The organism is Chloroflexota bacterium (genome assembly GCA_016219275.1).
Lineage (GTDB): Bacteria > Chloroflexota > Anaerolineae > UBA4142 > UBA4142 > JACRBM01.
Window position 1 is genome coordinate 56,829 of the sequence record JACRBM010000016.1, and the last position, 25,809, is coordinate 82,637.

Consider the following 25,809-nt stretch of genomic DNA (forward strand, 5'->3'; position numbering starts at 1 on the left):
CTGGATACTGATGACGGAGTTTCGATGCTCACGTATCCTGAAAAAATCGCGTTCCTCATCTTCGCCGCGGTGATGCTAACCTGGTCGGGCGTGTACGCGTTCCGCATCGTGCGCGCGATTGGACGCGGGCGCGGTCGTCCCGATTGGCAACACATTCGCGCGACATTGCGCGAGCGCCTCCTCGCGCAACTCCTCGTCGTCGGCACGAATCTGCCGGTGTTTTTTCAACGCCCACTCGTCGGCGTTTTTCACTTTATGATTTTCGCCGGCTTTTCATTTTATTTTCTGGTCAATGTGTTCGACGCCGCCGCCGGTTATTTTTCCGAATTTGAAACGATCCGGTCCGGCGATCTCGCGCGGCTCTTTAGCATTTACGACCTCGCCGCCGATTTGTTGAGCGTCGGCGCGCTGACCGGCATGGTCGCGCTGTTGATCCGCCGATTCATCCGCCGCGATCCCGCGTTCAACTTTCGCGCGAACGTTTTGCTGAATGAGCACGTGCGCGCCGGCGCGATTCATTTCGATTCGCTCACGGTCGGCATTTTCATTCTATTGCACGTCGGCTCGCGCTGGCTCGGGCGCGGCATGCAAATCGCCGCGAACGGGCAGAGCAATTGGCTCGAACCCACGGCGAGTCTCGCGGCGATTCCGCTTGCGCAGTTGCCCGCGCCGGTTTTGCAGATCGGCATTCACGTTACGTGGTGGAGCGCGCTCGGTTTGATTCTGCTCTTCTTTCCGTACTTTGTCCGCTCGAAACACATTCACATTTTCTTCGCGCCGCTCAATTGGTTTTTCTTCCGCGACCGTCCGGTCGCGACGACCGAGGAAGACGGCGCGGGCGCCAAGCATTTGCAGGATTTGACCTGGCATCAAGTGATGGACTCGTACGCGTGCATCATGTGCAATCGCTGTCAGGATGCGTGCCCGGCATACGCCGCTGGCACATCACTCTCGCCCGCCGCGCTCGAAATCAACAAACGCTATTACCTCAATCAGCACCTTGCGGATTTCGTTGGCGGTAAATCGTCGCCGCCGCTCTGGGAGTTTGCGATTTCGAAAGAAGCCGCGTGGGCGTGCACGACGTGCGGCGCGTGCGTCGAAGTGTGCCCGGTCGGCAACACGCCGATGGTGGACATTATTGATATTCGCCGCGCGCTCATCGCCGAAGGCGACACGCTTGACGCGAATCTGCAAAAGTCGTTAGAGAATCTTTCCAAGCAGGGCAACTCGTTCGGACAATCATCGCGCACGCGCGCGAAATGGACGCAAGCGCTCGATTTCAAAATCAAGGACGCGCGCAAAGAACAAGTGGACTATCTTTGGTTTGTCGGCGATTTCGCGTCGTTCGATCCGCGCGGGCAAGAATCCTCGCGCTTGTTCGCGCGCGTGCTGCGTCAAGCCGGTGTGGATTTCGGAATTCTGCACGAAGCGGAATGGAATTCCGGCAACGACGTGCGCCGCGCCGGGGAAGAAGGTTTGTTCGAGATGCTCGCGGAGCACAACGTCGCCGCGATTAGCCAAGCGAAATTTCGCGAAGGGATTATCACGACCGATCCGCACACGTTGAACGCACTGCGCTTTGAGTACGCCAAACTGGGACAAACCTACCAGGTCGCGCATTACACGCGCACGATTGAGTATCTATTGCGCGAAGAAAAAATCAAGTTCGCGCGCGCGCTCAAATATCGCGTCACGTACCACGACCCGTGTTACCTGGGTCGCTACAATCGCGCGTTCGACGCGCCGCGTTATATTCTCGAACGGCTCGGCGTCGAATTGATCGAGATGCCGCGCAATCGCGCCAACTCGTTTTGCTGCGGCGCGGGCGGCGGTCAGATTTGGAAAGGCGCGGGCGTGCCCGGCGAAAAACCGGCGGAGAATCGTATCCGCGAAGCATTGACCGCGCTGGCAAACCCAGATCGCAAAGACGTTCCGCTCTTTATCGTCGCGTGTCCGAAAGATGTCGCGATGTACACCGACGCGGTGAAAACCTCCGGGAACGAAGGCAAGATCATCGTCAAGGACATTATCGAACTCGTTGGCGAGGCGATGGAATTAAAACCTGGGACTCTACCTGCCAAACCCATTGCGACGCCCATCGCGGAAAAGGTGGCGGCATGAGCGATCCGACGAACGAACTCGTTGACGGTTTGTGGGCGCGTCTTCGCAATGTGCTCATCGCACTCGATCGCATTGATCGCCTGGACAGCGCGACCGATTTCGTCGGCTGGGTCGAGGCGTTTCAGCGCGACGACGCGCAAATCGAAACGACGACGCGCGATTGGCTGTTGCGCGCGCTGCGTGTCGCGTGCGATCCGCTCAATTACCAGGTTCTACGTGCGCTCGAAAAATCGGATGGACAGAGCATTGCCGCGTTGATGCGCGCGACGAATCTCGCGCGCGTCGAGTTGACCGAACGCGTCAAGGAACTCGCGCAAACCGGGTTTGTCGCGCAAGACCTGGAAACGGAAACCGTGCAAGCCACGCGCGCGGCGGCGGGCATCGTCGCGTGGATCGAATCGCTCCGCGCGCAAATCGCCGCACGCGCGCAAGCCGGATTGACAAAAGATAATCCCGTACCGATAATATCCGCGAGACGATTTTCCAAGGAGGGAAAACCATGAGCACGGTACGCGGATGCAACCTTCCCGAAGATTTGCATTACCTGGTCGAAAAGCACGTGTGGGTGCGCCCCGAGTCGGATGGCGCTGTGACGGTGGGCATCACCGATGTCGCGCAACATCTCGCGCGCAAACTCGTTTCCGCGACGGTCAAGAAAACGACCAAGCCGATCGAGAAAGGCAAAAGCGTCGCAACGCTCGAAAGCGGCAAGTGGGTCGGTCCGGTTGCCGCGCCGGTCACCGGCGAAATCGTCGCGTCGAATGACGCGGTGATGAAAACGCCATCGCTCATCAACGACGATCCGTACGGCGCGGGTTGGATCGTACGGATGAAGCCGACGAACTGGGACGCGGACAAAGCCGCGCTCGTGACCGGCGCAGATGGCGTTGCGGCGTATCAAGCGTTTATGGAAAAAGAAGGAATCAAGTGTGAGTGAAAGACAAACGTGCCAAAGATGCCCTAGTCCTGATTTCGGTACATTACTCATTTGGCGCGTTTGCCATCCTTGGCATCTTTGGCACATTTGGCATATTTGACCATGAACGTCTATCGCGGTTGCGCGTTTCCCGAAGATTTGTTTTACAACGTCGAGCACGATGTATGGGTGCGTTTTGATGACGCTGGCACGGCGACGTGCGGCATGACCGACCCCGCGCAGACGCGGTGCGGCAAATTGATTCACATCCAATTTCGCGCGACTGGGAAAACGTTCGCGCGCGGCAAGGCGTTGGCGACGATTGAAAGCGGCAAGTGGGTCGGTCCGTTTCCCGCGCCGCTGTCGTGCGAACTGGTCGCGACGAATCAATCCGCGTTCGCGCGCGATGTGCTGATCGCGAATCGCGATCCGTACGTCGCGGGCTGGCTCGTCAAAATTCGACCGACGAACCTGGAAGCCGAGCGCGCGTTTCTCGTTGATGCCGCCGCCGCGTTCGCCGCGTATCAAAAGAAGATCGAAGAATTGAAGATCAATTGTATGCGGTGCATAGACTAACCAATTACCAATTACCAATTACTAATAACCAGTAATTGGTAATTGGTAAATATGAGGTTGCCATGAACACGATCCGTCTGCTCGATCTGCAACTCGTTCCCCCCGTTCGTTCGCAAACGATTTACCACGCGATTGCGTACGCCCTCGATGCGGATTCGCCCGACACGATCATCCTCGTCGGACCGACCGAGCCGTACGTGTGCATCGGCTTTCATCAGGAACTGGAAAAAGAAGTGGATGTCGAGTATTGTCGCGCGCACGGCTTGCCGATGTTTCGACGCGAAGTCGGCGGCGGCGCGGTGTACCTCGACCAGAACCAGGTCTTTACGCAATGGATTTTCCATCGCAACGTGTTGCCCGCCGACCTCGGCGAACGCTTTGCGTTGTACATCAAGCCGCTCGTCGAAACGTACAAGGCGCTTGGTATCACCGCGAACTATCGCCCGATCAACGATATTCACGTGCAAGGCAAAAAGATTGGCGGCACCGGCGCGGCGCAGATGGGCGACGCCGAAGTCGTCGTCGGCTCGCTGATGTTCGATTTCAATTTCGAGTTGATGGCGCAAGTATTGAAGGTATCATCCGAGAAAATGCGCGACAAGATTTTTCAATCGCTCAACGAATACATGACGACGATGACGCGCCAACTCGGTCACATGCCCGACCGCGGCGCGGTCGTCAAAATTTATCTCGCGCAAATCGAAGCCGCGCTCGGACGCAAAATCGTGCCAGGCGAACCGACCGCGCGCGAACTCGCGATTGCCGACGAACTCGATCGAAAATTTGCGACCGATGAGTGGCTATATCAAAAAGGCGGCTTGCGCCAAGTCGGCGTCAAGATTCACGAGGATGTGCGCGTGATCGAAGCCGCGCACAAAGCGCCGGGTGGTCTCATCCGCGTGACCGCGCGTGTGCGCGAGGGTCGCATTGACGACCTCACACTCTCCGGCGATTTCACAATGATGCCCAAGTTCGCACCGGGCGCGCTCGAACTGGCGCTGCGCGGCACGGCACTCGATCCGAACGCGATCAAGACGCGCACCGAAGAAGTCTATCGCACGCTGGCGATCCAATCACCGGGCATGACCGTGGACGATCTGACCAACGCGGTGATGCTTCTCAATCAACCAGTCCAATGAGCGAAATGGTGGCGGAGAGTAGATGAAATACGCCAAGATCATTGACAATCGCAAGTGCATCGGTTGTCATGCGTGCAGTGTCGCGTGCAAGGAAGAGAACCAGGTGCCGCTCGGCGTGTTTCGCACCTGGGTCAAGTACATCGAAAAGGGCAAGTTCCCAAACACGCGCCGGTATTTCCAGGTCACGCGTTGCAATCAGTGCGAGAATCCGCCGTGCGTCCGCATCTGTCCGACCGGCGCGATGTATCAGCGAACCGATGGCATCGTCGAATTCAACGCCGAGCATTGTATTGCGTGCAAGGCGTGTTTGCAAGCGTGTCCGTACGATGCGATCTACGTTGACCCTGAGACGCACACCGCGGCGAAATGCCATTTCTGCGCGCATCGCCTCGAACGAAATTTGGAACCGGCGTGCGTGATCGTTTGCCCCGAACGCGCGATCATCGTCGGCGACATGGACAATCCCAGGTCTGAAGTTTCGCGGCTCCTCGCGCGCGAGCAGGTTTCGGTACGCAAACCGGAGCAGGGTACGAATCCAAAATTATTTTACATTGACGGCGAAGCGGCATCGCTCAATCCGCTCGCGGCGGCGCGCCCGCCAACCTGGATGTGGGCGGATGTGGGCGCATCGGCGTATGGCGGAAACGGTTCGGAGAGCGGACCGATTCATCACGGCGGCGCGTACGCCGGCGCGTTAACGCAAACCGTTTACGATGTGCCACACGAAATTCCCTGGGGCTGGAAAGTCTCGACGTACTTGTGGACCAAATCCATCGGCGCGGGCGCGTTCTTCGTGCCGGCGTTGTTCCTGGGATTTGGAATGCCGCTACCCAATGCGTTCGCCGCGCTTGCCGCGTTCCTCTCGCTCGTGTTCATCGGCATCACGACCTTTTTCCTCGTCTGGGATTTGAAGCAACCGCGCCGCTTTCTGAAAATCGTGTTGCGTCCGCAGTTGCGTTCGTGGCTCGCGCGCGGCGCGTTCATCTTGATGGGATTTTCCGCACTAGGGGGGCTGTGGTTCCTCGCGAGCGCGGCGCAAGAACCGGTCGTGCGCGAAACAATTGCGCTGCCCCTGGATTGGCTCACGCAAACGCAAAACGCGTTGACGTTTCCCGCCGCGTTCCTCGCGATCTTTTCCGCGATCTATTCGGCGTTTCTCTTTTCGCAAGCCGAGGGTCGCGATCTGTGGCAGTCGCCGCCGCTCGCGCTCAATCTGTTCTTGCATGCCGGGGCGGCGGGCAGCGGCGCATTGTTGATCGCCGCGATGTTCGGCGTGTTGCCGGTGTCGGCAATGACTCTGCTTGTCTGGGCATTCGTCGTCAGTCTCGCCGCGCTCATCGCCACGCAAATCCTCGCCGACTTTGCGATTCCGCCGGCGACGACGAACGCGCGACACGGACATGATCTGATGATCCACGGATATTACGGCGCGTTCTTTTGGGGCGGCATCGCGGCGGAGTCCATCGGATTGGCGCTGGCAATCATCGCGCTTGCCACGTCCGCGGCGCTCGCGAGCGCGATCGGTGGAGTGTGCGCGCTCGCCGGATTGTATGCGGTTCTGCACGCGTGGGTGCAAGCCGGGCAGAGGGCGCCGAATTCGTAGAAAGAAGAATGGAGGGTACTGAGGGAAATAAGGGAAATAAAGGAATCACATTCCCTCAGTTCCTTCATTTCCCTCATTTCCCTCGAATGGTTGAGGTAATCAATGACTACAACGGGCGTTGCGCTTGATTTTGTGACAGCGAAACCAGAACTCGCCGCGTATCCGCCGGTCGAACAGTGGGACGATTGGATGGAGTACGAGTCCACCGATTGGCCCCGCCGCGTGGAAAAACATTACATGCTTGTGCCGACCGTCTGCTTTAACTGCGAATCCGGTTGCGGTTTGCTCGCGTACATTGATAAAGCGACGATGCAAGTCCGCAAGTTCGAAGGCAATCCCGAACATCCTGGGTCGCGCGGGCGCAATTGCGCGAAGGGTCCGGCGACATACAGCCAGGTCACTGATCCCGAACGGATTTTGTTTCCACTGAAACGCGCGGGCAAGCGCGGCGAAGGCAAATGGGAACGCGTGACCTGGGATCAAGTGCTCGACGACATTGGCGGACGCATTCGTAAAGCGTTAATCGAAGGACGGCGCAACGAGATCATGTATCACGTCGGTCGCCCCGGACACGACGGTTACATGGATCGCGTGTTGCAGGCGTGGGGCATTGACGGACACAATTCGCACACGAACGTTTGCTCGTCGGCGGCGCGGCTCGGCTATTCATTGTGGCATGGCTTTGATCGTCCCTCGCCCGACCACGCGAACGCGCGATTCATTCTTCTGATCTCGTCGCATCTCGAAACCGGGCACTATTTCAATCCGCACGCGCAGCGCATCATCGAAGCGAAAATGCGCGGTGCGAAAATCGCGGTGCTCGATACGCGTTTATCGAACACGGCTTCGATGGCGGACTATTGGTTGCCGACGTGGCCCGGTTCGGAGGCGGCGGTTCTGCTCGCGATGGCGCGCGTGATCCTGAACGAGAATTTGTTCGACCGCGATTTCGTGCGTCGCTGGACGAACTGGGAAGAGTTGCTGGCAAACGTGCCAAACGAGCCAAATGCTCAATTACCACTTACCAATTACGATTTTGATACGTTCATCGCGCGATTGAAAGAAATCTATGCCGGGTTCACTCCGGAATTTGCGGAGCAAGAATCCGGCATTCCCGCGCCGACGATTGTCGAAATCGCGCGCGAGATCGGACGCGCGGGGTCGGCGTTTGCGACGCACGTGTGGCGCAGCGCCGCGACGGCGAATTTGGGCGGCTGGCAAGTGGCGCGGTGTGTGGAACTTTTGAGCGTGCTCGTCGGCGCGGTGGGAACGCCGGGCGGCACATCTCCCAACGGGTTTAACAAATTTGTGCCGACGCCGCCGCTCAAGCCGCCGCCGCAAAAAGTGTGGAACGAACTCCTGATGCCGAAAGAGTACCCGCTGTCGTACTTTGAATTGAGTTTCCTCCTGCCGCATTTCTTGAAAGAAGGACGCGGCAAACTCGCGGTCTACTTTACGCGCGTCTACAATCCCGTGTGGACGAATCCGGACGGCGCGACCTGGATGGAAGTGCTATCCGACGAAAATCTCATCGGCTTGCACGCCGCGCTCACGCCAACATGGAACGAGACCGCGTGGTTCGCCGATTACGTTCTGCCGATGGGACTCGGACCGGAGCGACACGACTTGATGAGTTACGAAACGCACGCCGCGCAGTGGATCGCGTTTCGCCAGCCGGTGCGCCGCGTCGCACTCGAAAAAATCGGCAAGCCAGTCAAGTATACGTACGAAGCCAACCCAGGTCAGGTCTGGGAAGAAGACGAATTCTGGATCGAGTTGTCGTGGCGGATTGATCCCGATGGATCGCTCGGCATTCGCAAGTATTTTGAATCGCCGTACCGTCCCGGCGAAAAGATGACGGTCACGGATTACTACCGCTGGATTTTCGAGAACAGCGTCCCAGGTTTGCCGGAAGCCGCGCAAAAAGAAAAACTGACGCCGCTCGAATTCATGCGCAAGTACGGCGCGTTCACGGTTAAAGACCTGGTTTACAAGACGCACGAGAAGGAACTGACGGAAAAGGAACTCGAGGGAACGAATGTGGATGCGGCGACGCATGTCGTGAAAAAAGCCGGCGCAGCAATCGGCGTGGAGATTGACGGCAAAAAGTACATCGGCTTTCCCACGCCTTCGCGCAAACTCGAAATTTATTCGCGCACGATGAAAGACTGGAAATGGTCCGAGTACGCTTTGCCGGGATACATTCAGAGTCACGTGAATCGCGGCAATGTCAATCGCGCGAATAACGAATTCGTTCTGCTCTCGACGTTTCGCCTACCGACCCAGATTCACACACGCAGCGCCAATTCGAAATGGCTCGCCGAAATTTCGCACAAGAATCCGGTGTGGCTGAACAACGACGACGCACGCCGGCTCGGCGTGAACACCGGCAACCTGGTGCGCGTAACGACCGACATCGGCTATTTCGTGGACAAGGTGTGGGCGACGGAAAGCATTCGCCCCGGCGTGGTCGCGTGTTCGCATCACATGGGACGCTGGCGTCTCGACGCGCAGAGCGGTTCGGGCTGGCTTGCCGCCACCGTGAAACTTGAACACGCCGACGGCAAGTGGACGATGAACCAACTTGAAGGTGCGAAACCATTTGCGAGCAGTGACCCTGATTCACAGCGCGTGTGGTGGAACGAGGTCGGCGTGCATCAGAATCTGACGATGGCAGTGCATCCCGATCCGATCAGCGGGATGCACTGTTGGCATCAAAAGGTGCGCGTCGAAAAGGCGTTGCCCGGCGACCGCTACGGCGATGTGTTTGTGGACACGAACCGCGCGCACGAAATCTACAAGGAATGGCTCGCGCTGACGCGTCCCGCTCCCGGTCCGGATAACTTGCGCCGACCGTTGTGGATGCCGCGCGCGGTCAAACCCGATCCCAGCGCGTACAAAATCGAATGAGCCAGCAAACGACCTGCTATCTGCTTCTTGGCGCGAGCGACGGTGCGTTAGACATTTCGTTGGACGTTGACGCGGAACGCATCGCCGCGCTGACGATTACGCCGCGCGGCGGTTTCGGCGGAATGGTGTGGGACGTGCTCGCCGAATCGTTCGTCGGTCTACCGCTCGATGTCCACGCCCTGAATGATGTCGTCGCGCGTTATCGCGACGCCGGACTCGTGCCGCACGAACTCGACCTGCGTCCCTTGGTGAAGGCAATTGTCAACCTGGCAACGTGAACAAAATGATTTCGCGCGAGCAGAGACGTGTCGTCTCCTCGCGCGATTATTTTTGATCGAACCCGACGACGCGATGATCGCACAGTTGCGCGACGACGCGCGATTCGCGTCTGCATTGTCGTCTGACCTCCACGATTTGCGCGTCGAGTACACGCGGTTGTTTACGCTGAACGTCTATCCGTACGCGTCGGTGTTTCTCGACGTGGAGGGAGTGCTCAACACGGCGACAACCGCGCGTGTGCAACGTGCGTACGAGCAAGCCGGTTTTCAACTCGATGCCGCGTTGCCAATTGGCGCGTCGGATCATTTCGGCGCGGAATTGCTTTTCGTCGCGCATTTGTTGGAACACAAGCGTAACGAGGCGGCGCAGACATTTCTGCGCGATGAGATCGCGGCGTGGGCGATTATTTTCTTACCCGCCGTCGAACAAAACGCGCGCGCGGAATTCTATCGAACGCTCGCGCGCGAAACGCTCAAGTGGGTTTGCGCGAATATTGCGCCGCTCGACTACGCACCGTCTCCTCCGATCACTGATCTCCCCGACCCATCGCTCGACGAACAGAATTTGAACTCCATCGTCGCGTATCTTCTCAGCCCGGCGCGGTCGGGCATCTTTTTGCGCAAGGATGATCTCACCCGTATCGCGCGTGAAACCGGATTACCTGTTCGCTTTGGTGACCGAACCGGCATGGTGCGGAGTTTGTTCATCGCAGCGGGCGAATCACAAAGCGTGCAGTTATTGTTGCCGACGTTGCAGATGGAAACGCAGAGGTGGCTCGAACGTTACATGATCGCGGAGAAGGAAAATCCCTCGATGGCGACCTCTGCCCGAGCGTGGCTAGACCGCGCCCAGAGAACGTCAGTATATTTGGAAAGAATGCGGGATGCGCTTTAGAGTTGTTCGCCGAGTGACCGACATCCAACAATCCCGCGATAAATTGATCCGCCGGCGCGCCAAGACCTCCTCCAGATATTCCGCGATTGGAAAAAGGGGAAATAAGCCGGACTAGATTCTCTGCACTCATTACATGAACGCATAGCGAAAGGTCACGCTCAAAATGCGGTGCGCGGCTAACAATGTGCCGCGCACCGTACCACTCACTTTGGATTGCCCCGCCCGACGTGCATGGTAACTGACCGGCGCCTCGACAATCCGCGCGTGCTGGCGCGCCGCTTTGATGATCATCTCCGTGGGCCATCCGTAGGTCATCTCGCGCATGTCTAACGCAAGCATCAAAGCGCGTCGCACGGCGCGATACGGTCCGAGATCGGTAAGGGGCAAACCATATAGCCGGCGCACCAAGGTCGCGACAAGCCAGTTACCAAAGCGTTGATGAAATGGCATTGACCCAGGTTCGATGAATCCGCGCGTGCGCGAACCCAAAACCAAATCCGCGCGATTTTCTTGCAACGGCGCGAGCAGTCGCGGCATTTCGCTTGGCAGAAAACTATGGTCGCCATCCAGGAACACGAACACGTCGTTGGCGCGCGCGGCGGCAACACCGGCAGCGCACGCATATCCATAGCCGCGTCGCGGTTCGTAAACAACGCGTGCCCCGGCACATGTCGCGGCTTCCCCGGTCCCATCGGTCGAGCCATTGTCCACGACGATGATTTCTGCGACCGACTGTAGCGTTACTTCTTTGACCAAGTCCCCAATGCACCCGGCTTCATTCAATGCCGGGATGATAACGGCAACTTTCACATTTCACTCCTGAAAAATTGGCGCGTATAGCGCGCGGTTCCATTCGTCGAAAAATGTAATTCGGTTTGTAATCGGACAAACTCATCCTGGGTGTCCACGTCGTACCACATCGGCAAAAGCGCGACGCGCAAGTATTCCTCTTTCGCGATCGCGAGTGTGTCGCGCAGGACGTGGGGGGTTGACATCTCCACGTCTCTCAATAAACGCGGCTGCGGACGACATAGCCCGATCAAATAATATCCGCCATCTTCGCAAGGACCCAGCACAACATCCGTATGCGCGAGGTCGTCGAACGCGCGCGTAACATGATCGGCTGGGAGGGTTGGACTGTCGCTGTCCATGATCACGGCTTGCGTAAAGCCATCGCGAAGGCAGTGGTTCAGCGCATTGTCCAATCGCTCGCCGAGGTTGCTGCCGATTTGCGGGACCAACCCAAAATCGGGAGCGAGACGCTGAAAGTATTCTGCCTGGTCAAGCGGTGCGTATGCAATCAAGCGCGCCACATCCGGCACAGCGCGCGCGATATCGAGCGTGTCGCGCAACAAACATTCGTACAGTTGCGCCGCCTGTTCAGCCGCCAAGGGCGGAGTCAGCCGAGTTTTGGTTTGCCCCGGACTGGGACGTTTCGCGATGACGAGTAACGCGCGTTTCATTGATTCGCCTCACGGTCTTGTTGAAAAACGGGTAAACGCAAAACGCCCAAGCAGCGCCGAGGACGCCGGGCGTGATCCGCCATTCGCGCCAAGCGCGCGGGGGCAATGGCGGCGCGGGCACAAGCAGGAATTCGAACAGCGGCATCTTCCAGGTCGCGACAAAGGATAATACGAGCGCGCCGCGGGTCAGTGTTTGTTCGGGCAGCAAAGCGATGAGTGCGAGAGACCAGATGGTGTACCAGGGCTGGAACCACAGACAGCTAACGAGCAGATAGAAAAGCAAGATAGATGCACCCGCCCGCGCAGTGACGTTCCATGGAACGTCTTTACGCCGCCACAGCACGCGCATTTGGCGCACAATCCACGCGCCAAGCAAAACGAGAGCAACACCTATCGCAAGCCGTGCGCTAAACGATTCGCCAACACTGGGTTCGAGCGATACTTGGATCAACGCGGGCAACGACGTCGTAAACAAATCACTGCGCCGCGCGATACCCAGCACATCGCCGCCACGCCAGAATGGCGCATACGCGATCGCGACCAAGAGCGCACACGCCGCCAGCGTGCTCGCCCCAAAAGTCACCCGCGCGCGCCAGGCACGCAACTGCTTCAGCGCCGCGACGAGAATAATCGGCAAGAGCAACACGGGAATGAATTTGATGAGCGCGCCGGCGGTCAGCGCAAGTGCTGCGAATGTGAACCGCCTGCACGCGTGAAAATAAAAACCCAATGCGATAAACAGCACCATGACGACGTCGTTATGCCCGTTGCCGACTGTGGCGTACAACACCATCGGGTTCCATGCGAAGAACAGCGCGCCATACAGCGCGCGTCCGCGCGCGTGTTGTCGCAGGGTCATCGCGATGAGCGCCGTCGTCGCGGCGTACGCGAACACGCCGACCAACTTGAACGCGATGACATTCGCAACGACGTCCTCACCCGCCGCACGCGCGACGTTCGCGGCAATCCACTCCCATCCCGGACCATACGCCGAGGGAAAGTACTCCCATGCCACGTACTTGAAAAAACGATCCTGCTCGAATTCGATTGCCGTTTGATAAAATGGGTTCGCGGCGTAATACGCTTGCATACGTCCGTGAATAATGTTGTCGAAAATATCCGCGGCGTCCACCGGGTAGAGCCACAGCAGAATCACGTTGAATGCGATGGCGCCCGCCATTGCCACGCGCCACATCGCCGCGCTCGAATTACGCTGAACGATCCGACACGCGAGTGCATACAGGAGAAACAACGCGCTCAACGCGAGCACGTACGTCACGGCGGCAAACGGATCATGGTTAGAAATTTTGGCAATCGTTTGGTGCGGAACCGACCACCATTCGATCAAACTGTATCGCCACACCAACGCGAGCGCATAGATGAGCGCGCTGGCAATGGCGAGCGCGGCAAGCTGAATTATCGGTTTACGCATTTCGCTCGAAAATCTTTTGTCGTTCCAGAATTGGGATGCGCGCACGAAATCGTTTGAACCAATTCCATGCGGACGGCAAAATCAAAAAGAGATACAACGGAATAAATTCTAACGAAAGCGCCCACGCGACTGGACGCCAAACAATAAAGAACGTGTACGCAAGTGCGACCAGCCCGCTGAACACGAACCATCCTGTCCACGCATCGAATGCCAGTCCCAGTTTACCGGGTCGAACGAATAGAGCGAGCAGCGGCACAAGCCACAGCATGTACCACGGAAACAGATTTTGCGTGAGCAGTGTGAATGCGCCGATCAGCCAGATGCTGCGACGAATCGCTTGCTCGGCATCCGGCGCTGGACGCAAGAGCATAACGAGACCGATGAGCGCGAGCGCGGCAAACATCAGCAAGTTGACGATCGGCGATGCCGATCCATTTACCGCGTGGGCAACCGCTTGGAAAATTGGCGCGGGTGGTTTCTCGATCAAGTCTGTGACGATGCCCGCCAATCCTATATTGAATCGCTCGTTCAAATATTGAGGCAAAAATCCAATCACGCCGCTACCCTGCGAAAGATAGGGCACGTAGATCAACGCGAATGTCGCGGCAAACGCGAACGGCATCTGCCACGCTGCCCGCAATCGTCCCTGATCATCACGCCAACGCCACAGCGCGGGCAAAAGTAACGCGGGATAAAGTTTCAACGCAGTCGCCGCGCCGAGAAAAACACCGACCCACACATCGCGTCCTTTCGCGCGCGCGAGCCATGCCGCAACCAAGAGCGGCAATACCAAACCGTCTACGTGCGCCGCGTGCGCCGTCTCGAAGATCACCAGCGGGTGCCACACGTAAATCAAAACCCAGTGATCCGGTTTGCCCAACGCGCGCAACAACAAAACTAAGAGAACCCCAGCCAGAATATTTCCGGCAGCCATCACGATTTGGAACCAGCGCACATTGTCCGGTACGATACGCCAGATCGCGGCGTATGCTAATTCCGCGCCAGCCGGATAAACCGTCACCGCGTCTTTGCGATTGATTTGTTGCCACACGACATCATCGCGCAAGTTTTCAAGGTGCGCCGCGTTCGGCGGGTACGCATACGGGTTGATGCGTTGTGCCTGCACGCGTCCATCCCACACGTAGCGGTACATATCATCTGAAAGTGTCGGCGGCGTGAAGATGAGAACGACATTGAAGATAATCGCGAACGCGAAGATGATGAGTAGTGATCCGTGATTCGTGGCACCGGTACTCCCTGGCGCCGCCCGCCAGGGCAGGTGTGCGCGCGACGCAAGTGTGCGTGATGCGTCCGAGTCGTCGCGTAGGACGATCACGACCGCCGCCACGTAAAGCGCGAACGCGGCGAAGAACGCGCCCTCGAATTCGACGGTATGCGCGCGCAGGTCTTGCAGAGATAAAGCGTACAAGTACGGGACGAGCGAAAGAATGCCGATGGCAATCAGAATTTTTCCTTGGCGTGCTTGGCGTGCGTCGTGGTTGATTTCCATCACGTCAGCCACTGCGCAACCTTTGCGAGCGGATTGCCGTTCGCGGCTTGCGCGACTGCCCAGGGATGCAAGAGCGTATCGAATCCGACGTAACGACCTGCCGCCGTCATCAGCAAAACGAAATTCAGCGTCGTGAGCATGATGTACGTCCATTCCCATTCCGCCGGCACCGGCAGCAATCCGATGGTCAAATTCAAAGCTTGTGCGGTACCAACCAGCGCGCCGAGTCGCGCCAGTATGCCGAAGAGAATCGTCACCGTGATGAACAACTCGGTCGCGAAAATGATCCACGCCATCCAACTGAAATTTGGAATCACAAAGCCGCGTAAAAATCCGCCGTACGCGCTCGACAGAAAACTCAGGTCAATCGAAAAATTGGGTTGTCCGATCAGATGCAAATCAAGATTAAAGACGCGCAAGTCTCCCGCGTATGCCGCTTCGCGTCCGATCCAATCGCACAAGCCCGACGTGAATTGATCGCGCGTGCTGAATTTGAAATCAGCCGGACAACCAAACGTCGGCGGCAACTTCCACCACAATTGCGAGAACCATAGCAAGCCGACTACGATCCGACCGATCCCAAGTCCGATGCTCGCGAGGCGTTGGTCGAGCGCCGCGGAGGGTTGCGTCATCATTTGAGTTCCCATGCTAGCTCCTTCATTGCGGTTGTTGTCGCGTGCGTTGTCGCGCGGCGATCAACACGGCAATCATCGCCATACTGTCGCGGATTTCGCTGGTCAATACCCATTGCAACACATCGCCAAACGGCAACACCGCGACTTGTTTAGTTCGGCAATGTCTTCGCGCAGCCGCATCCAGGGATTGCGATAAACTTGGCGCGCGCTTCGAGTCTTCCAGGGTCAATTGCATTCTATCACCGCAACACTATGGGCATCAACCTATATCCGTTTACGGGCAGTGTGATTTGCTTGTCGCCAAAGGTCAGCGTTGTTGCCGTCGCTGGGTCGTAGTCGAGCGCCAGCACCTGGGTTTGACCATCGCGCCGAAAGAGGTCGGCGACGATTCCACTTTGCGCCGAAATAATCGTGAGCGAATTCGGCTGTCTGGGCGCATTACGCGCGATTGGGAATTGTCGCACGCGATCCTCGAATGGCAACTGCACATTGAGCATCCCACTCGCGCGCCACACTGGAATCAGCGGCTGATTGAATCCGTAGGATAAGTTTCCAACTTGTCCAACATCAATTTGCCCGACGTGCGGCAGGTACGCGTACCGCAGCGTGTGATAATCCGAATCAGTTACGCCTTCGTCGTCCTTGGTCACCTCGCGCACGAGCATAAGGTTGAGCGTGCTAGTACCGCCCAAACCCTGCAAGCCATGTGTAATGAGCGTCAAGCCGGCATCATTGGAAGACACATCGCCCCACGCTATGATCGGATAAAAAATTTTTCGGCGATACGTGATGTCGCCGGCGACGATGGGACGATTGTCCATGGGATGATTGAATGCGCCGAAACCCAGGTCGTCGGTGCGCGTTTGCGCGGCAAGCGTCGTCGGCGTTTGCGCGATTGCCGTCGTTTCAGCAAGCGCGGCGATTTGCAAATTCACTTCGACGAGCGGACTGTCGGCGCGGAGTGTGACGGTTTTCGTAATCGGTTTTCCGCCCAGCGCAAAATTCACTTGTGCGCGCGCGAGGAGTGGACCCTCGGCGAGCGTGGTGATTTGCGCGAGCACCTGGCTTTCACGCGCGCGTTCACTGCCAAAGCGTGCGCCGTAGACATCGCCGCTGTCGTCAATGAACGTCACATCGTCGCCAAATGCAGAAAGTAAATTCGTATCGCCGGCGGACAGATGCGCGAATGTTCCCCCATGCGCCGCATCGAGCGTGACGGTGACCAGCCCATTCGTCAGCATGACGCGATCGCCGCTGCGCGAGATCCGCGCCGGATGCTCAATCGCTTGCGCGTTCGTCGTCGGTACTGCAAAACCAATTCCTGGGATCGCGTTAGCACGGAAGGCAATTGTGTCGGCGTTGATCCGCTGTACCGGCGCAGGCAACCGATTAGGATCGGGGTAACTGCCCTGCAGTTCGATGATTTCGGAACGCTGCCACGAAGTCGGATTGAAAATGACGATAGGCGATTCGATGCCGCTCGCGATTCGGGCGAGCGTGGACGCGAGATCGTTTGCCGCCGTGGCGACGGTTTGCTCATAGCGCGGGCGCTGGGTCGTCTCCCAAACCGAGTCGAACGACACGCCGCTGATGTTGTCGTAATGCGCGTTGATCGTCGCGGTGTACCACGCCGATGTTTGCGGCGCATTGACCAGTGTTCCAAATTTGTCGCCAGCGGTCAGATAGAATTCGCTTTCCTTGTCCGCAATCTTGGCGTATGGGCGTGTCGCGTAAAACGCTTGCCAGAGCGGATTCAAGTCCAGATTGATTTCGGCAAGCGGCTGAGTTGCCAGATACTCGAATGCCGTCTCAGGATCACTCATCACAATCAACGTGCGCGGATTTTTTGCATTCCAGTGTTCCACGAGTGTCGGCACATTCGCCGTCGGATCGAGAAAATCGAAACCCCATGGAACGAGCACATACTTGGAATTCGTTCGCGCGAATTCGCCATCCAGAAATTCGCCCAGCGCCGCGAGTTGTTGTTGCTCGTCGTCAAAACGATATACCGCGCCCCAGGCATTTGCGTAAAAACCGCTCGCGACGACGATGCGCGCATTCGAAGCGGGCGTGCGCCAGAAAAATGCGCGCGGGAGCGGTCCGCAATTTGGATCGTTGGGGTCACAGCGCGCCGGACCGCGTCCAATGTACAGGTACGGAATATCGGCTTGCGCGAGAAATGCAGGGAAGAGGGCTACAGTCCCAAAGGCATCGGATTGCCACGCGGTACGCGGAACGTACTCGCGGCCAAATTTTTCCGCGATCCAGTCCTGTCCCAGTTGCAGATTGCGAACCTGGATCGCCGGCGCGACGAGACTGGTCTCGGGCTGTGTGATGCCCGCCCATGCAAACGAAATCTGTCCGCGCTGGACGAGCGCTTTCAAATCGGCGCGCTGTTGCGGATAGTGGTCCCAAAAGTGTTGGACGAAGAGAACTTGCTCCAGCGTGTAACGAAAACGCGGATGCGCTTTCGCCATTTGAATCGCGGTGAGAATGTTTTGATCGGACCGTTTGACATAGTCCGCAAAATTTTCGTGCCAATCCGTATCCCAGTGCGAGAACGGAATCACGAACACGACGCGCTCCGCGTTCGCGATGAGCGTCCGAGTCTCTGCATCGAAATTCGAATCGAGCGCTGGCGATGTCGTCGTAGGGAAATTCCCGCAAGCGGCAAGCACGCTGAGAATAAATTGAACCGCAAAGACACGCAGGGAAAAATGATTTTCCACTCCACCCGGGAGCATCACATCAACCTCAAGTGAACGTCATCAACGAGACCGCGCTTCCATTCGCCATCGCATCGAGCTGGGTCTGAACGCGCGCGACCGACGCCGTCAATGGAAAGACTTCTCGGCTCACTTGCATGTCGGCATCCGTCGAAAGTGGATGCCAGAAGACGCCATCAACATTCACCGTGATCTCTGGAATCAAATTGCCAGCATTCAATATGATTCCTTCAGTTGAAAATCCGCGCTTGGCGAGCGGGCGCACGAAATGGTCTTCGTCCGGAATGCCAAGCGACCGGTGAAACGCGCACAATTCTGAAATGTGCCCGGTGTTCACTGGCGTTTCAGTCGTTCCAATTCGAACGCGAAAACTATTCGCCTGCATCTGCTTGATACCCTCGACCGTCTTTTCCCACGATCCTTTGCCGCGATAAAGATCATGATGCTCGGGGCAACCTCCGTCGAGACTCACTTGCACGATCAAGTTGTCGTTCTTGATCGCGCACAACTTGTCCATGCGCGATCCGCGCAGCAGCATCCCATTCGTCAGCACCGTCGTTGCAATTCGCGTTGACGAATACGCGAGCATGTCGTAAATGTCATTGAGCAGGAATGGCTCGCCGCCGGTGAAGAAAACATGATCGAAACCAAGCGTGACCGATTCGTCAACGAGGCGTTTTACATTTTCGATTCCAAGCGCGCGGCGCGGCGCGGTCGGGCTGGACTGCGCGACGCAGTACGAGCAGTGCAGGTTGCAATCATAGTTGACGTAGAGCCAAAGTTTCCACAGAAACGCGGACGGCGAATTTGCATTCAACCCGGATTCCTCGCTTGAAAACGTCACGCGCGGCGCGACGTTGAAATCGCGGAACGTGATTGCGCCGTCGGGCGAATAGTAGTTGAACAGATCAACCGCGTTTTCGAGTGCGCGATAACCTTCAGTGCGTCCGGCGCGCCACACCTTCAAACCTTCCATATCGAATAGCGGACGAATGTCCGGATCGGTATAGGACATTTCGAGTAGAAGCGTACGAAAACGATTGACCAGCGTCTGCGGCGACTGATCGGTCACGGTGAAATTGCAGTGATCGAAATTCGGCGTCCGCGTGAGAACGCGAGTCGCATTTGCCGGCAGTGTCCCTTCGTCGGTGAACAATTTGTAGTTGCCCTCGATCATGCACGCCGCGTCCACCTTGCCCGCCAGCAACGCCTTTGCCGCTTCACGTTCGCCGCCGATGTGATCGCCGTGCTTGCCGACAAGCAAATCATTTCGCGCGACGCGAAAATCAGTTTCCGGTTTCACACCGAGCGCGACGAGATGCGCGAGTGGAATCATAGTCGCTTGCGGCGAATCTGCTGCGCCGACGCCGAGCACGCGCCCTGCGAGATCGCTTACTGATTTGATTGACGAGTCCGTGCGCACGACGATCACCGACGCGAGATCGCAATCGCTGTCGCGCATCACAATCGCGCGCGCATCCATCCCGCGCGACGCCGCGAGCCGCTGGGCGCGAATCCATGCCAGCGGCGAGTTCCACGCGACATGGATGTTTCCCGCAACGAGCGCTTCGACTTGGCGCTCGTAATCGGAATACAGTACATAATCGAAAGGCAAACCATGACGCGTCAAGTACGCCTTGAATCCATCCCAGATTGCGACAACTTTGGGATCGTACGCGACCGCGCCGAGAATCAATGAACCGGACATGTCAACTCCAATTCCATCATTTCCCTCAGTTCCCTTATTTCCATGAAATGGAAATAAGGGAAACGAAGGAACTATGGGAACTCAGAATAGGGGCATTCCGCACACCGCTTTGCCGATGAAATCGTACAACGCGTCCGTCGTCGGCGCCATCACGGTCGCGGCGCGCGCGTCGCGGAAATGTCGCTCGACGCCAACTTCTTTGCGGAACGCCGCGCCGCCGCACACGCGCATTGCGAGATCAGTCACTTCGGTTGCGGCTTCGCCCGCCGCGGCTTTCACTTCGAGCACGCGCAGCATTGTGTCGGCGCGTCCATTTTCAAGCGCGTCGAGCGTGTCGAGCACGAGCGCGCGTGTCATATCCGTTTTGATTCGCATGCGCGAGAGGTACGCGCGAATCGTCGGCAAATCGGCGAGTGATTGACCCAGGTGTTGCAAGCGCGTGCCGGCAACGTGCGCCGCGGCTTTGGTCGTCGCAGCTTCCATCGTGCCAACTGCCATCGCCGCAGTCATCAATTGAAAATACGGCAGCACGATCCCCATCATGATGTCAAACCCACCACCGTCGGGACCAAGCATCGCTTCTTTTTCGATCATAAACCCTTCGGCGATGACCGGGCTGGAGGCATTGCCGCGCAATCCGAGTCCATTGAACGGCGCGGGAATTTTGAGATCGCCGCGTTTGCCGGGCACAAGCCAAATCGTGCTCGCGCCTTCCGCCGCCAGTGGCTTGCTCGACCAAACGTAACTGTCCACTTGCCCGGCAGAGGTCGCCCAACTTTTTTGCGCGTCGAGTCGCACGTGCCCGTTGACGCGCGTCGCGGTGCTGACCGGTGCCCAGAAATGACTGCGCGACCCAGCTTCGGAAAAGGCAAGCGTCGTGAGGTGACGCCCGGCGGCAATCGCTTCGCGGACATCGCGCGAGCCATGCGCTTCGATGACTGCTGCACCGGCATATTGCATGCACATCACCATCGCCGTCGAAGCGCACTCGCGCGCGAGTCGTTCGACGACGAACGTTGCCGCGCGGTGCGCGTATCCCATCCCGCCGACTTCTTGCGCGCTGATCAAGCCGAATAATCCTGCCTGGGCAAGCGCGTCAATACCGGCGCGGGGAAACGTGCCCGCTTGATCAACCATCGGTGCGGATGGCGCGACAACATCGGCGATGATTTGTTCTAGTGTGTCGAGATATGGTGCGGACATGAGATTCCCTTTCTGGTCAGACCTGGAAGGTTCGCCTTCGGCGAAAACTTTCCAGGTCTTTATCACAAACTCCAATGCACGCCGCAACCTCTACAAGGTTTGGGCGGCTGGTCGCTTAACAATTGTGTGCGCCAATGCTGATAACGGTCGTTGTTCCAAATTTGGATCACGTTTTGCTCGAAGAGATTGCCCATCTTCAAACCTTCATAATCGGTCGTCGCAAAAGGACTGATGCAACAGGGCAGCAAGTTTCCATTCGCGGTGACGTACGCCGTCGTCCACGGTCGCATGCACGGGAGCCAGGGGCGCGGATCGTTTCGTTGCGCTGCACCCAGCATGTGGCGCGGATCGGTCGCGCCGGACGCGCACAGCGTAACGCCCACTTGGCGTGCGACGCTTTCGGCTTCTGCGATGACGCGATCCACGCGCTCGTCAAAATCATCGAAGAGCGCGTGTCCGCTTTCCATCAGCCCGGGTGGATCGTCGCTATCGAGGTAATACACCATGCGCTGCAAGTAAACTTCGCGCACGCCGACCTGCGCGGCAAGCCGGACGAGGTCAGGCAACTCAGCGACATTTTCGCGCATCCCTGTCATCCAAATCGAAACGCGCGGTTTTGCAGCGTTCAGTTCGCGCTGCAACTCGGTGAAGCGTTTGAGGTTCTGAACGATTTTGTGGAGCAGTGGCGCGCCGCGAATGCGCGCGTACGTTTGCGGATTCGCGCCGTCAATCGAACAGCGAATTTCATCCAAGCCGCTGGCGATCAACTTGCGTCCCCATTCTTCATTCAATAACGTTGCGTTGGAATTGAAAAGGACGGTCACGTCGCGCGCAGTGAGGTACTCGATCATGCGCGCGAGGTCTTTGTTCATCAGCGGTTCGCCGATGCCGTGCATCACCGCGCGCTGCATATCGGGAAACTGTTCGACGATGCGAAGAAAATTTTCCCAGGAGAGCGTTTGAGGCGTTTCGTACGTGACGAAGGTACGCGGGCACGTTTCGCACAAGAGGTTGCAGTGATTCGTCACTTCGATGAAAATGACGCGCGGAGATTGCAGTGCGACCGGACCGCGTGTCGCTGGAGCGACGAACGTGTACGCCGCCGGTAAATTTTCAAACGCGTCGCGCGGAATATTCGGGACCATCGTCCGTTGGGTCATTCGTACCTCTTTAATAAATTGATTATACACTGGGTAGATTACGGATGACTAAAGAAAATATTAATAAAGCATTACGTCGCAATCCGTCCAATTCCTTTTGCCACACGCGTCTCTGGCGTGAAGCGTAGCGGTCGAGCGTTCCATCCAAAGGATCGAGCCGCTTTCACCTATCCTTTCTTCCAGGTGTTCTCCTCACCAAACAGGTGATGTGGACGCACCGGTTTCCGGTTAGAATGGCAAGCAGTTAAGGAGGAAACCATGTCCATTCTATCAGATTTGTCTCAAACATTGGCAGCGTCCGTCGAATCCGCCGGCGCTGGCATCGTTCGCGTTGAAGCGCGTCCGCGATTGCCGGCAAGCGGCATCGTGTGGTCGAACGACGGGGTGATTGTCACCGCGCATCACATCGTCGAGCAGGACGAAAACATCGGCATCGGTTTGCCGGATGGTCGCACCGCGACGGCGAAACTAGTCGGACGCGACCCGACGACTGATCTCGCGGTTTTGCGCGCGGACGCCAAGGGTTTGACCACGCGACCCTGGGTCGAGACCGCGTCGCTCAAGGTCGGTCACATCGTGCTCGCGCTCGGTCGTCCCGGACAAAACGTGATGGCGACGCTCGGCGTGGTCAGCGCGCTCGGCGAAAGTTGGCGCACGCCCGCCGGCGGCAAGCTCGACGCGTACTTGCAAACGGACGTCGTAATGTATCCCGGTTTTTCCGGCGGACCGCTCGTGGATGCGGACGGACAATTTGCCGGATTGAACACGTCCGCGTTGTTGCGCGGCGTGAGCATCACCGTGCCAACCGCGACGATTCGCCAAGTCGTCGAAACCTTGTTGACCAAGGGACGGATCAGTCGCGGTTATCTCGGCGTCGGCGCGCAACCGGTGCGCTTGCCTGATGCGCTCGCGCAACAGTTGAAGCAAGAAACCGGGTTGCTCGTCGTTTCGGTCGAGCCGAATGGTCCGGCGGACAAAGCAGGGTTGTTTCTCGGCGATGTCATCGTCGCGGTCGAAGGCGCGCCGATTCGTCACCTCGACGATTTGCTCGGCGCGTTGAGTAGCGATCGCGTCGGCGCGGCGGTGCGCGTTAAGATCGTGCGCGGCGGTGTGACTCAGGACAAGTCTGCCGTCGTGGGCGAACGCGGGTAGAATTTTTTGGGAGTTTGAAATGGCAAATGTAGTGACGCAGTTGAATGCAGAAATGTCGGATGCCATTGCGGGTGCGCGGCGAAGTCTGGTCGAGATTCGCAATGGCCGCGGCGCGGGGTCGGGGATTGTGTGGCGTTCGGATGGATTGATCGTGACGAACGCGCACGTCGTCGCGGGCAGACATCACTTGAACGTGATTCTGCCGGACAAGCGCGAATTTCCGGCGCGCGTGCTCGCGCTGGATACGCAACACGATCTCGCCGCGCTCGCGATTGACGCGCGCGATCTGCCTGCGATAGAACTGGGCGACGCGCGCGGCATCCAAGCCGGCGAATGGGTGATGGCGCTCGGACATCCCTGGGGCGTGATCGGCGCGGTGACGTCGGGAATTGTGATCGGCGAAGGCGCGCAGTTTCCGGAAATGCCGGCATCGGGACGCGAGTGGGTTGTCGTTAGTTTGCACCTGCGCCCGGGACATTCGGGCGGACCGCTCCTGGACAAGCAGGGCAAACTCGTCGGCATCAACACGATGATTACCGGACCCGACGTGGGCGTGGCGATTCCGGTAAACGTCGCGCGCGAGTTTCTGCGCCGCGCCGGACTCGCGGAAACGATCAAGCAACACGCGCCGCGTGGTGAGTACGTTTGATCGAAAAAATGGAACGCGGACAGGCATACTACCTGTCCGCGTTTTTTCTTTTACGTTGATTGCATTGTCGTCGTTATAGCAGCGTGATAGTTTTGCCATCGCGCGTCCATCTGCCCGACTCGTGCTGGGTGTGATATGTGCCGCGCCCGCGCAGGAAAAAGGCGCCCGTGCCTTGCGCGTGCAGGCGGATGTTTTTACCCGCGAGCGTGACGGTGAGATCGCTCCCGCGAATGAACGCCTTGCCGTCGAACCCAGCATAGACAAATTCGCCGTTTACCTCACGATGCTCGCCGCGTCCTTCGATGCGAATGTCCGCGTCCCCGGCGTGATCGCGAATCCGCAGAACGCCGTTGCCGCTCAACACGATTTCACCGCCGCCGCGAATCGCGACATAACCGTCGCCTTGCGCGGTCAATGTGCCGGTGCCGCCGCCGCTCTCCGCCTCCGCGCCGACGCCGAGGGCGAGCACGAACATCGCGACGAGCGCGATGCCTACCGCCGAGACAAGTTTCGTTTTCATCGTATCCTCCGTTGATTGATTTGGGTGTTGCCCAACCTTCGCAAGGTTGAGCCGTTACACGAGAGCCGCATCGTCGCGACGCGGCAGGACGAACCAGATTCCGATCGCGATGCACAACAGTGATGACAACATATCCAACGCGAATTCCTTGATTTGTTTCTTTAAGGTGATAACCCTAGCATCCATCGTTCCTCCTGCGGAGCCGTTCGGCTGATCTCAAGATAATCGAACTGTGTTAACGCGTCATCATCGCCGGGTAAAATGTGTGTAAGATTCGGAAATGAAAAGAGACGCTGCGATCAGCGTCTCTCGTTTGGTCATCCACCTGATTTCGGAGTGGGCACGGGCGCGTTAGGTTTTTGTCGCGGCAAAGCTGGGTCGGGTTTTTGATTTGGCGTCAGCAACCCGCGCAGATTGTCTTTGAGAATTACAATCGTCTGCGCGTTGTACGTTGCGCCCGCGTTCTCGCCGAGCACGATCACGACGTTGCCTTGTTTGACATCTGCCATCGAACCGAGCGCCGGGGTGTCCTGGTCGGTCTTGACGACGACGGTCGTCGCGTTCGCCGCGACGGTTTGCGAATCTTTGCGCGTGCGTACCGTGACCGAGCCGCTTATGGACGATTGCACCGCGCCGAACTCGAGATTGTCCGGCGAGTACGTCGCGGGCAGGACAAGCACGAAATCGGCGAGGTCTTTTTTACTTCGCGTGTTCACGAGCACGCGGTCGCCGGTTTGAATATCCGTGACCTTGGCATTGGTCTTGCCGCGCACGACGATGATCGTGCTCGTGTCCACGCGAATTTTCTCATTGCCATTTAGAGTCCTGAGCGCGAGACCGGCATCGTTGCTGCCGCGCACAACGCCGGCAGTCATGCCCAAGCGTTTCACGATGGCTTCGACTCCATTCAAATTTTGTGCGTCGCGATTTTTCGGTTGCGCTTGCGCCTGCGCCTCCGGCGTCGCGACGGGCGCGGCGGTCGGTCCGGGCGAAGCGATTGCCGGCGCGGCGGGTTGCAACGGCAGAGATGGAATGGCGCTGCACGCGGTTGCGGCGAAAAGGGTCAGCGCCAGCGCGCCGAATGCGATAAAGCGAGAGATTGGTTTCAACATGTTGACTACCTCCAGTTGAATGTTCGCTTGTTGAATGTTCGCTTGCATTTTCGCGTGCGCGGATGAGACCACAATGAGGACGCGGTAAAATGACTGTAAAA

Annotated in this window: 23 protein-coding genes; 11 read left to right on the forward strand and 12 right to left on the reverse strand. The window is 57.9% G+C overall.

All coding sequences use genetic code 11. The features are described from left to right. The first annotated feature begins 24 nt into the window (after positions 1-24). From HY868_02775 to HY868_02815, 9 genes are all read left to right on the forward strand, one after another. Positions 25-2,121, forward strand: a complete 2,097-nt coding sequence (locus HY868_02775) for a (Fe-S)-binding protein (protein ID MBI5301034.1) — start codon at positions 25-27, stop codon at positions 2,119-2,121. Beyond that, positions 2,118-2,624, forward strand: coding sequence for a hypothetical protein (locus HY868_02780; GenBank protein ID MBI5301035.1), 507 nt, complete (start codon positions 2,118-2,120; stop codon positions 2,622-2,624). Before HY868_02775 ends, HY868_02780 begins: the two co-directional genes overlap by 4 nt. Continuing rightward, positions 2,621-3,058, forward strand: coding sequence for a glycine cleavage system protein GcvH (gene gcvH, locus HY868_02785; GenBank protein MBI5301036.1), 438 nt, complete (start codon positions 2,621-2,623; stop codon positions 3,056-3,058). Before HY868_02780 ends, gcvH begins: the two co-directional genes overlap by 4 nt. An 87-nt stretch (positions 3,059-3,145) precedes the next feature. Further along, positions 3,146-3,613 carry a glycine cleavage system protein H gene (locus HY868_02790; protein MBI5301037.1) on the forward strand — a complete coding sequence of 156 codons (468 nt, stop codon included), beginning with the start codon at positions 3,146-3,148 and terminating at the stop codon, positions 3,611-3,613. A gap of 62 nt (positions 3,614-3,675) precedes the next feature. Continuing rightward, a complete protein-coding gene (locus HY868_02795; GenBank protein MBI5301038.1) occupies positions 3,676-4,752 on the forward strand; it encodes a lipoate--protein ligase family protein in 1,077 nt (358 codons plus the stop codon). A gap of 22 nt (positions 4,753-4,774) precedes the next feature. Then, positions 4,775-6,355 carry a polysulfide reductase NrfD gene (gene nrfD, locus HY868_02800; GenBank protein ID MBI5301039.1) on the forward strand — a complete coding sequence of 527 codons (1,581 nt, stop codon included), beginning with the start codon at positions 4,775-4,777 and terminating at the stop codon, positions 6,353-6,355. Positions 6,356-6,457: 102 nt separating this feature from the next. Then, positions 6,458-9,265: a molybdopterin-dependent oxidoreductase gene (locus HY868_02805; GenBank protein MBI5301040.1), complete on the forward strand. Its 2,808-nt coding sequence runs from the start codon at positions 6,458-6,460 to the stop codon at positions 9,263-9,265. Beyond that, complete coding sequence (locus HY868_02810; GenBank protein MBI5301041.1) at positions 9,262-9,543, forward strand: hypothetical protein; 282 nt, start codon at positions 9,262-9,264, stop codon at positions 9,541-9,543. The genes HY868_02805 and HY868_02810 overlap by 4 nt, the downstream gene beginning before the upstream one ends. After that, a complete protein-coding gene (locus HY868_02815) occupies positions 9,524-10,438 on the forward strand; it encodes a molecular chaperone TorD family protein (GenBank protein MBI5301042.1) in 915 nt (304 codons plus the stop codon). The genes HY868_02810 and HY868_02815 overlap by 20 nt, the downstream gene beginning before the upstream one ends. Positions 10,439-10,567: 129 nt before the next feature. Here HY868_02815 and HY868_02820 read toward each other — a convergent pair whose 3' ends face one another. The 10 genes from HY868_02820 to HY868_02865 form a co-directional block, all read right to left on the reverse strand. Continuing rightward, a complete protein-coding gene (locus tag HY868_02820; protein MBI5301043.1) occupies positions 10,568-11,248 on the reverse strand; it encodes a glycosyltransferase family 2 protein in 681 nt (226 codons plus the stop codon). After that, on the reverse strand, positions 11,245-11,901 hold the full coding sequence (locus tag HY868_02825; protein ID MBI5301044.1) for a TIGR04282 family arsenosugar biosynthesis glycosyltransferase: 657 nt from the start codon (positions 11,899-11,901) through the stop codon (positions 11,245-11,247). Before HY868_02825 ends, HY868_02820 begins: the two co-directional genes overlap by 4 nt. Then, the gene (locus tag HY868_02830) at positions 11,819-13,333 is read right to left on the reverse strand and encodes a DUF2029 domain-containing protein (GenBank protein ID MBI5301045.1); all 1,515 of its coding nucleotides are present in this window, start codon (positions 13,331-13,333) and stop codon (positions 11,819-11,821) included. The genes HY868_02825 and HY868_02830 overlap by 83 nt, the downstream gene beginning before the upstream one ends. Then, positions 13,326-14,855 carry a DUF2029 domain-containing protein gene (locus HY868_02835; GenBank protein MBI5301046.1) on the reverse strand — a complete coding sequence of 510 codons (1,530 nt, stop codon included), beginning with the start codon at positions 14,853-14,855 and terminating at the stop codon, positions 13,326-13,328. The genes HY868_02830 and HY868_02835 overlap by 8 nt, the downstream gene beginning before the upstream one ends. Further along, the gene (locus tag HY868_02840) at positions 14,843-15,490 is read right to left on the reverse strand and encodes a hypothetical protein (protein ID MBI5301047.1); all 648 of its coding nucleotides are present in this window, start codon (positions 15,488-15,490) and stop codon (positions 14,843-14,845) included. The genes HY868_02835 and HY868_02840 overlap by 13 nt, the downstream gene beginning before the upstream one ends. 10 nt (positions 15,491-15,500) lie before the next feature. Beyond that, positions 15,501-15,713 (reverse strand): hypothetical protein, encoded by a 213-nt coding sequence (locus HY868_02845; GenBank protein ID MBI5301048.1) that lies wholly within the window; start codon positions 15,711-15,713, stop codon positions 15,501-15,503. 4 nt (positions 15,714-15,717) lie between these two features. Beyond that, positions 15,718-18,222 carry a hypothetical protein gene (locus tag HY868_02850; GenBank protein MBI5301049.1) on the reverse strand — a complete coding sequence of 835 codons (2,505 nt, stop codon included), beginning with the start codon at positions 18,220-18,222 and terminating at the stop codon, positions 15,718-15,720. Positions 18,223-18,232: 10 nt separating this feature from the next. Next, a complete protein-coding gene (locus HY868_02855; protein ID MBI5301050.1) occupies positions 18,233-19,912 on the reverse strand; it encodes a PhnD/SsuA/transferrin family substrate-binding protein in 1,680 nt (559 codons plus the stop codon). Positions 19,913-19,993: 81 nt separating this feature from the next. Continuing rightward, a complete protein-coding gene (locus tag HY868_02860) occupies positions 19,994-21,115 on the reverse strand; it encodes an acyl-CoA/acyl-ACP dehydrogenase (protein ID MBI5301051.1) in 1,122 nt (373 codons plus the stop codon). A gap of 62 nt (positions 21,116-21,177) precedes the next feature. After that, entirely contained in the window at positions 21,178-22,275 is a 1,098-nt protein-coding gene (locus HY868_02865) for a radical SAM protein (protein MBI5301052.1), read from the reverse strand. Positions 22,276-22,533: 258 nt separating this feature from the next. Here HY868_02865 and HY868_02870 point away from each other — a divergent pair, with 258 nt between their 5' ends. Together HY868_02870 and HY868_02875 are read left to right on the forward strand one after the other, a co-directional pair. Further along, entirely contained in the window at positions 22,534-23,427 is an 894-nt protein-coding gene (locus HY868_02870; GenBank protein MBI5301053.1) for a trypsin-like peptidase domain-containing protein, read from the forward strand. Positions 23,428-23,446: 19 nt separating this feature from the next. Beyond that, the gene (locus tag HY868_02875) at positions 23,447-24,076 is read left to right on the forward strand and encodes a trypsin-like peptidase domain-containing protein (protein MBI5301054.1); all 630 of its coding nucleotides are present in this window, start codon (positions 23,447-23,449) and stop codon (positions 24,074-24,076) included. Positions 24,077-24,149: 73 nt separating this feature from the next. On the opposite strand, the gene HY868_02880 is transcribed toward HY868_02875, so the two are convergent. Further along, the gene (locus HY868_02880; GenBank protein ID MBI5301055.1) at positions 24,150-24,596 is read right to left on the reverse strand and encodes a hypothetical protein; all 447 of its coding nucleotides are present in this window, start codon (positions 24,594-24,596) and stop codon (positions 24,150-24,152) included. 317 nt (positions 24,597-24,913) lie between these two features. After that, positions 24,914-25,708 carry a hypothetical protein gene (locus HY868_02885; GenBank protein ID MBI5301056.1) on the reverse strand — a complete coding sequence of 265 codons (795 nt, stop codon included), beginning with the start codon at positions 25,706-25,708 and terminating at the stop codon, positions 24,914-24,916. Between the last annotated feature and the right edge of the window lie 101 nt (positions 25,709-25,809).

What these genes read in the sequence shown, in the direction of transcription:
- HY868_02775 (MBI5301034.1), top strand. Translation starts at nt 25, where the DNA reads ATGCTCACGTATCCTGAAAAAATCGCGTTCCTCATCTTCGCCGCGGTG.
- HY868_02780 (MBI5301035.1), top strand. Translation starts at nt 2,118, where the DNA reads ATGAGCGATCCGACGAACGAACTCGTTGACGGTTTGTGGGCGCGTCTT.
- gcvH (MBI5301036.1), top strand. Translation starts at nt 2,621, where the DNA reads ATGAGCACGGTACGCGGATGCAACCTTCCCGAAGATTTGCATTACCTG.
- HY868_02795 (MBI5301038.1), top strand. Translation starts at nt 3,676, where the DNA reads ATGAACACGATCCGTCTGCTCGATCTGCAACTCGTTCCCCCCGTTCGT.
- nrfD (MBI5301039.1), top strand. Translation starts at nt 4,775, where the DNA reads ATGAAATACGCCAAGATCATTGACAATCGCAAGTGCATCGGTTGTCAT.
- HY868_02805 (MBI5301040.1), top strand. Translation starts at nt 6,458, where the DNA reads ATGACTACAACGGGCGTTGCGCTTGATTTTGTGACAGCGAAACCAGAA.
- HY868_02810 (MBI5301041.1), top strand. Translation starts at nt 9,262, where the DNA reads ATGAGCCAGCAAACGACCTGCTATCTGCTTCTTGGCGCGAGCGACGGT.
- HY868_02825 (MBI5301044.1), bottom strand. Translation starts at nt 11,901, where the DNA reads ATGAAACGCGCGTTACTCGTCATCGCGAAACGTCCCAGTCCGGGGCAA.
- HY868_02830 (MBI5301045.1), bottom strand. Translation starts at nt 13,333, where the DNA reads ATGCGTAAACCGATAATTCAGCTTGCCGCGCTCGCCATTGCCAGCGCG.
- HY868_02840 (MBI5301047.1), bottom strand. Translation starts at nt 15,490, where the DNA reads ATGGGAACTCAAATGATGACGCAACCCTCCGCGGCGCTCGACCAACGC.
- HY868_02845 (MBI5301048.1), bottom strand. Translation starts at nt 15,713, where the DNA reads ATGCAATTGACCCTGGAAGACTCGAAGCGCGCGCCAAGTTTATCGCAA.
- HY868_02850 (MBI5301049.1), bottom strand. Translation starts at nt 18,222, where the DNA reads ATGCTCCCGGGTGGAGTGGAAAATCATTTTTCCCTGCGTGTCTTTGCG.
- HY868_02855 (MBI5301050.1), bottom strand. Translation starts at nt 19,912, where the DNA reads ATGTCCGGTTCATTGATTCTCGGCGCGGTCGCGTACGATCCCAAAGTT.
- HY868_02860 (MBI5301051.1), bottom strand. Translation starts at nt 21,115, where the DNA reads ATGTCCGCACCATATCTCGACACACTAGAACAAATCATCGCCGATGTT.
- HY868_02865 (MBI5301052.1), bottom strand. Translation starts at nt 22,275, where the DNA reads ATGACCCAACGGACGATGGTCCCGAATATTCCGCGCGACGCGTTTGAA.
- HY868_02870 (MBI5301053.1), top strand. Translation starts at nt 22,534, where the DNA reads ATGTCCATTCTATCAGATTTGTCTCAAACATTGGCAGCGTCCGTCGAA.
- HY868_02875 (MBI5301054.1), top strand. Translation starts at nt 23,447, where the DNA reads ATGGCAAATGTAGTGACGCAGTTGAATGCAGAAATGTCGGATGCCATT.
- HY868_02880 (MBI5301055.1), bottom strand. Translation starts at nt 24,596, where the DNA reads ATGAAAACGAAACTTGTCTCGGCGGTAGGCATCGCGCTCGTCGCGATG.
- HY868_02885 (MBI5301056.1), bottom strand. Translation starts at nt 25,708, where the DNA reads ATGTTGAAACCAATCTCTCGCTTTATCGCATTCGGCGCGCTGGCGCTG.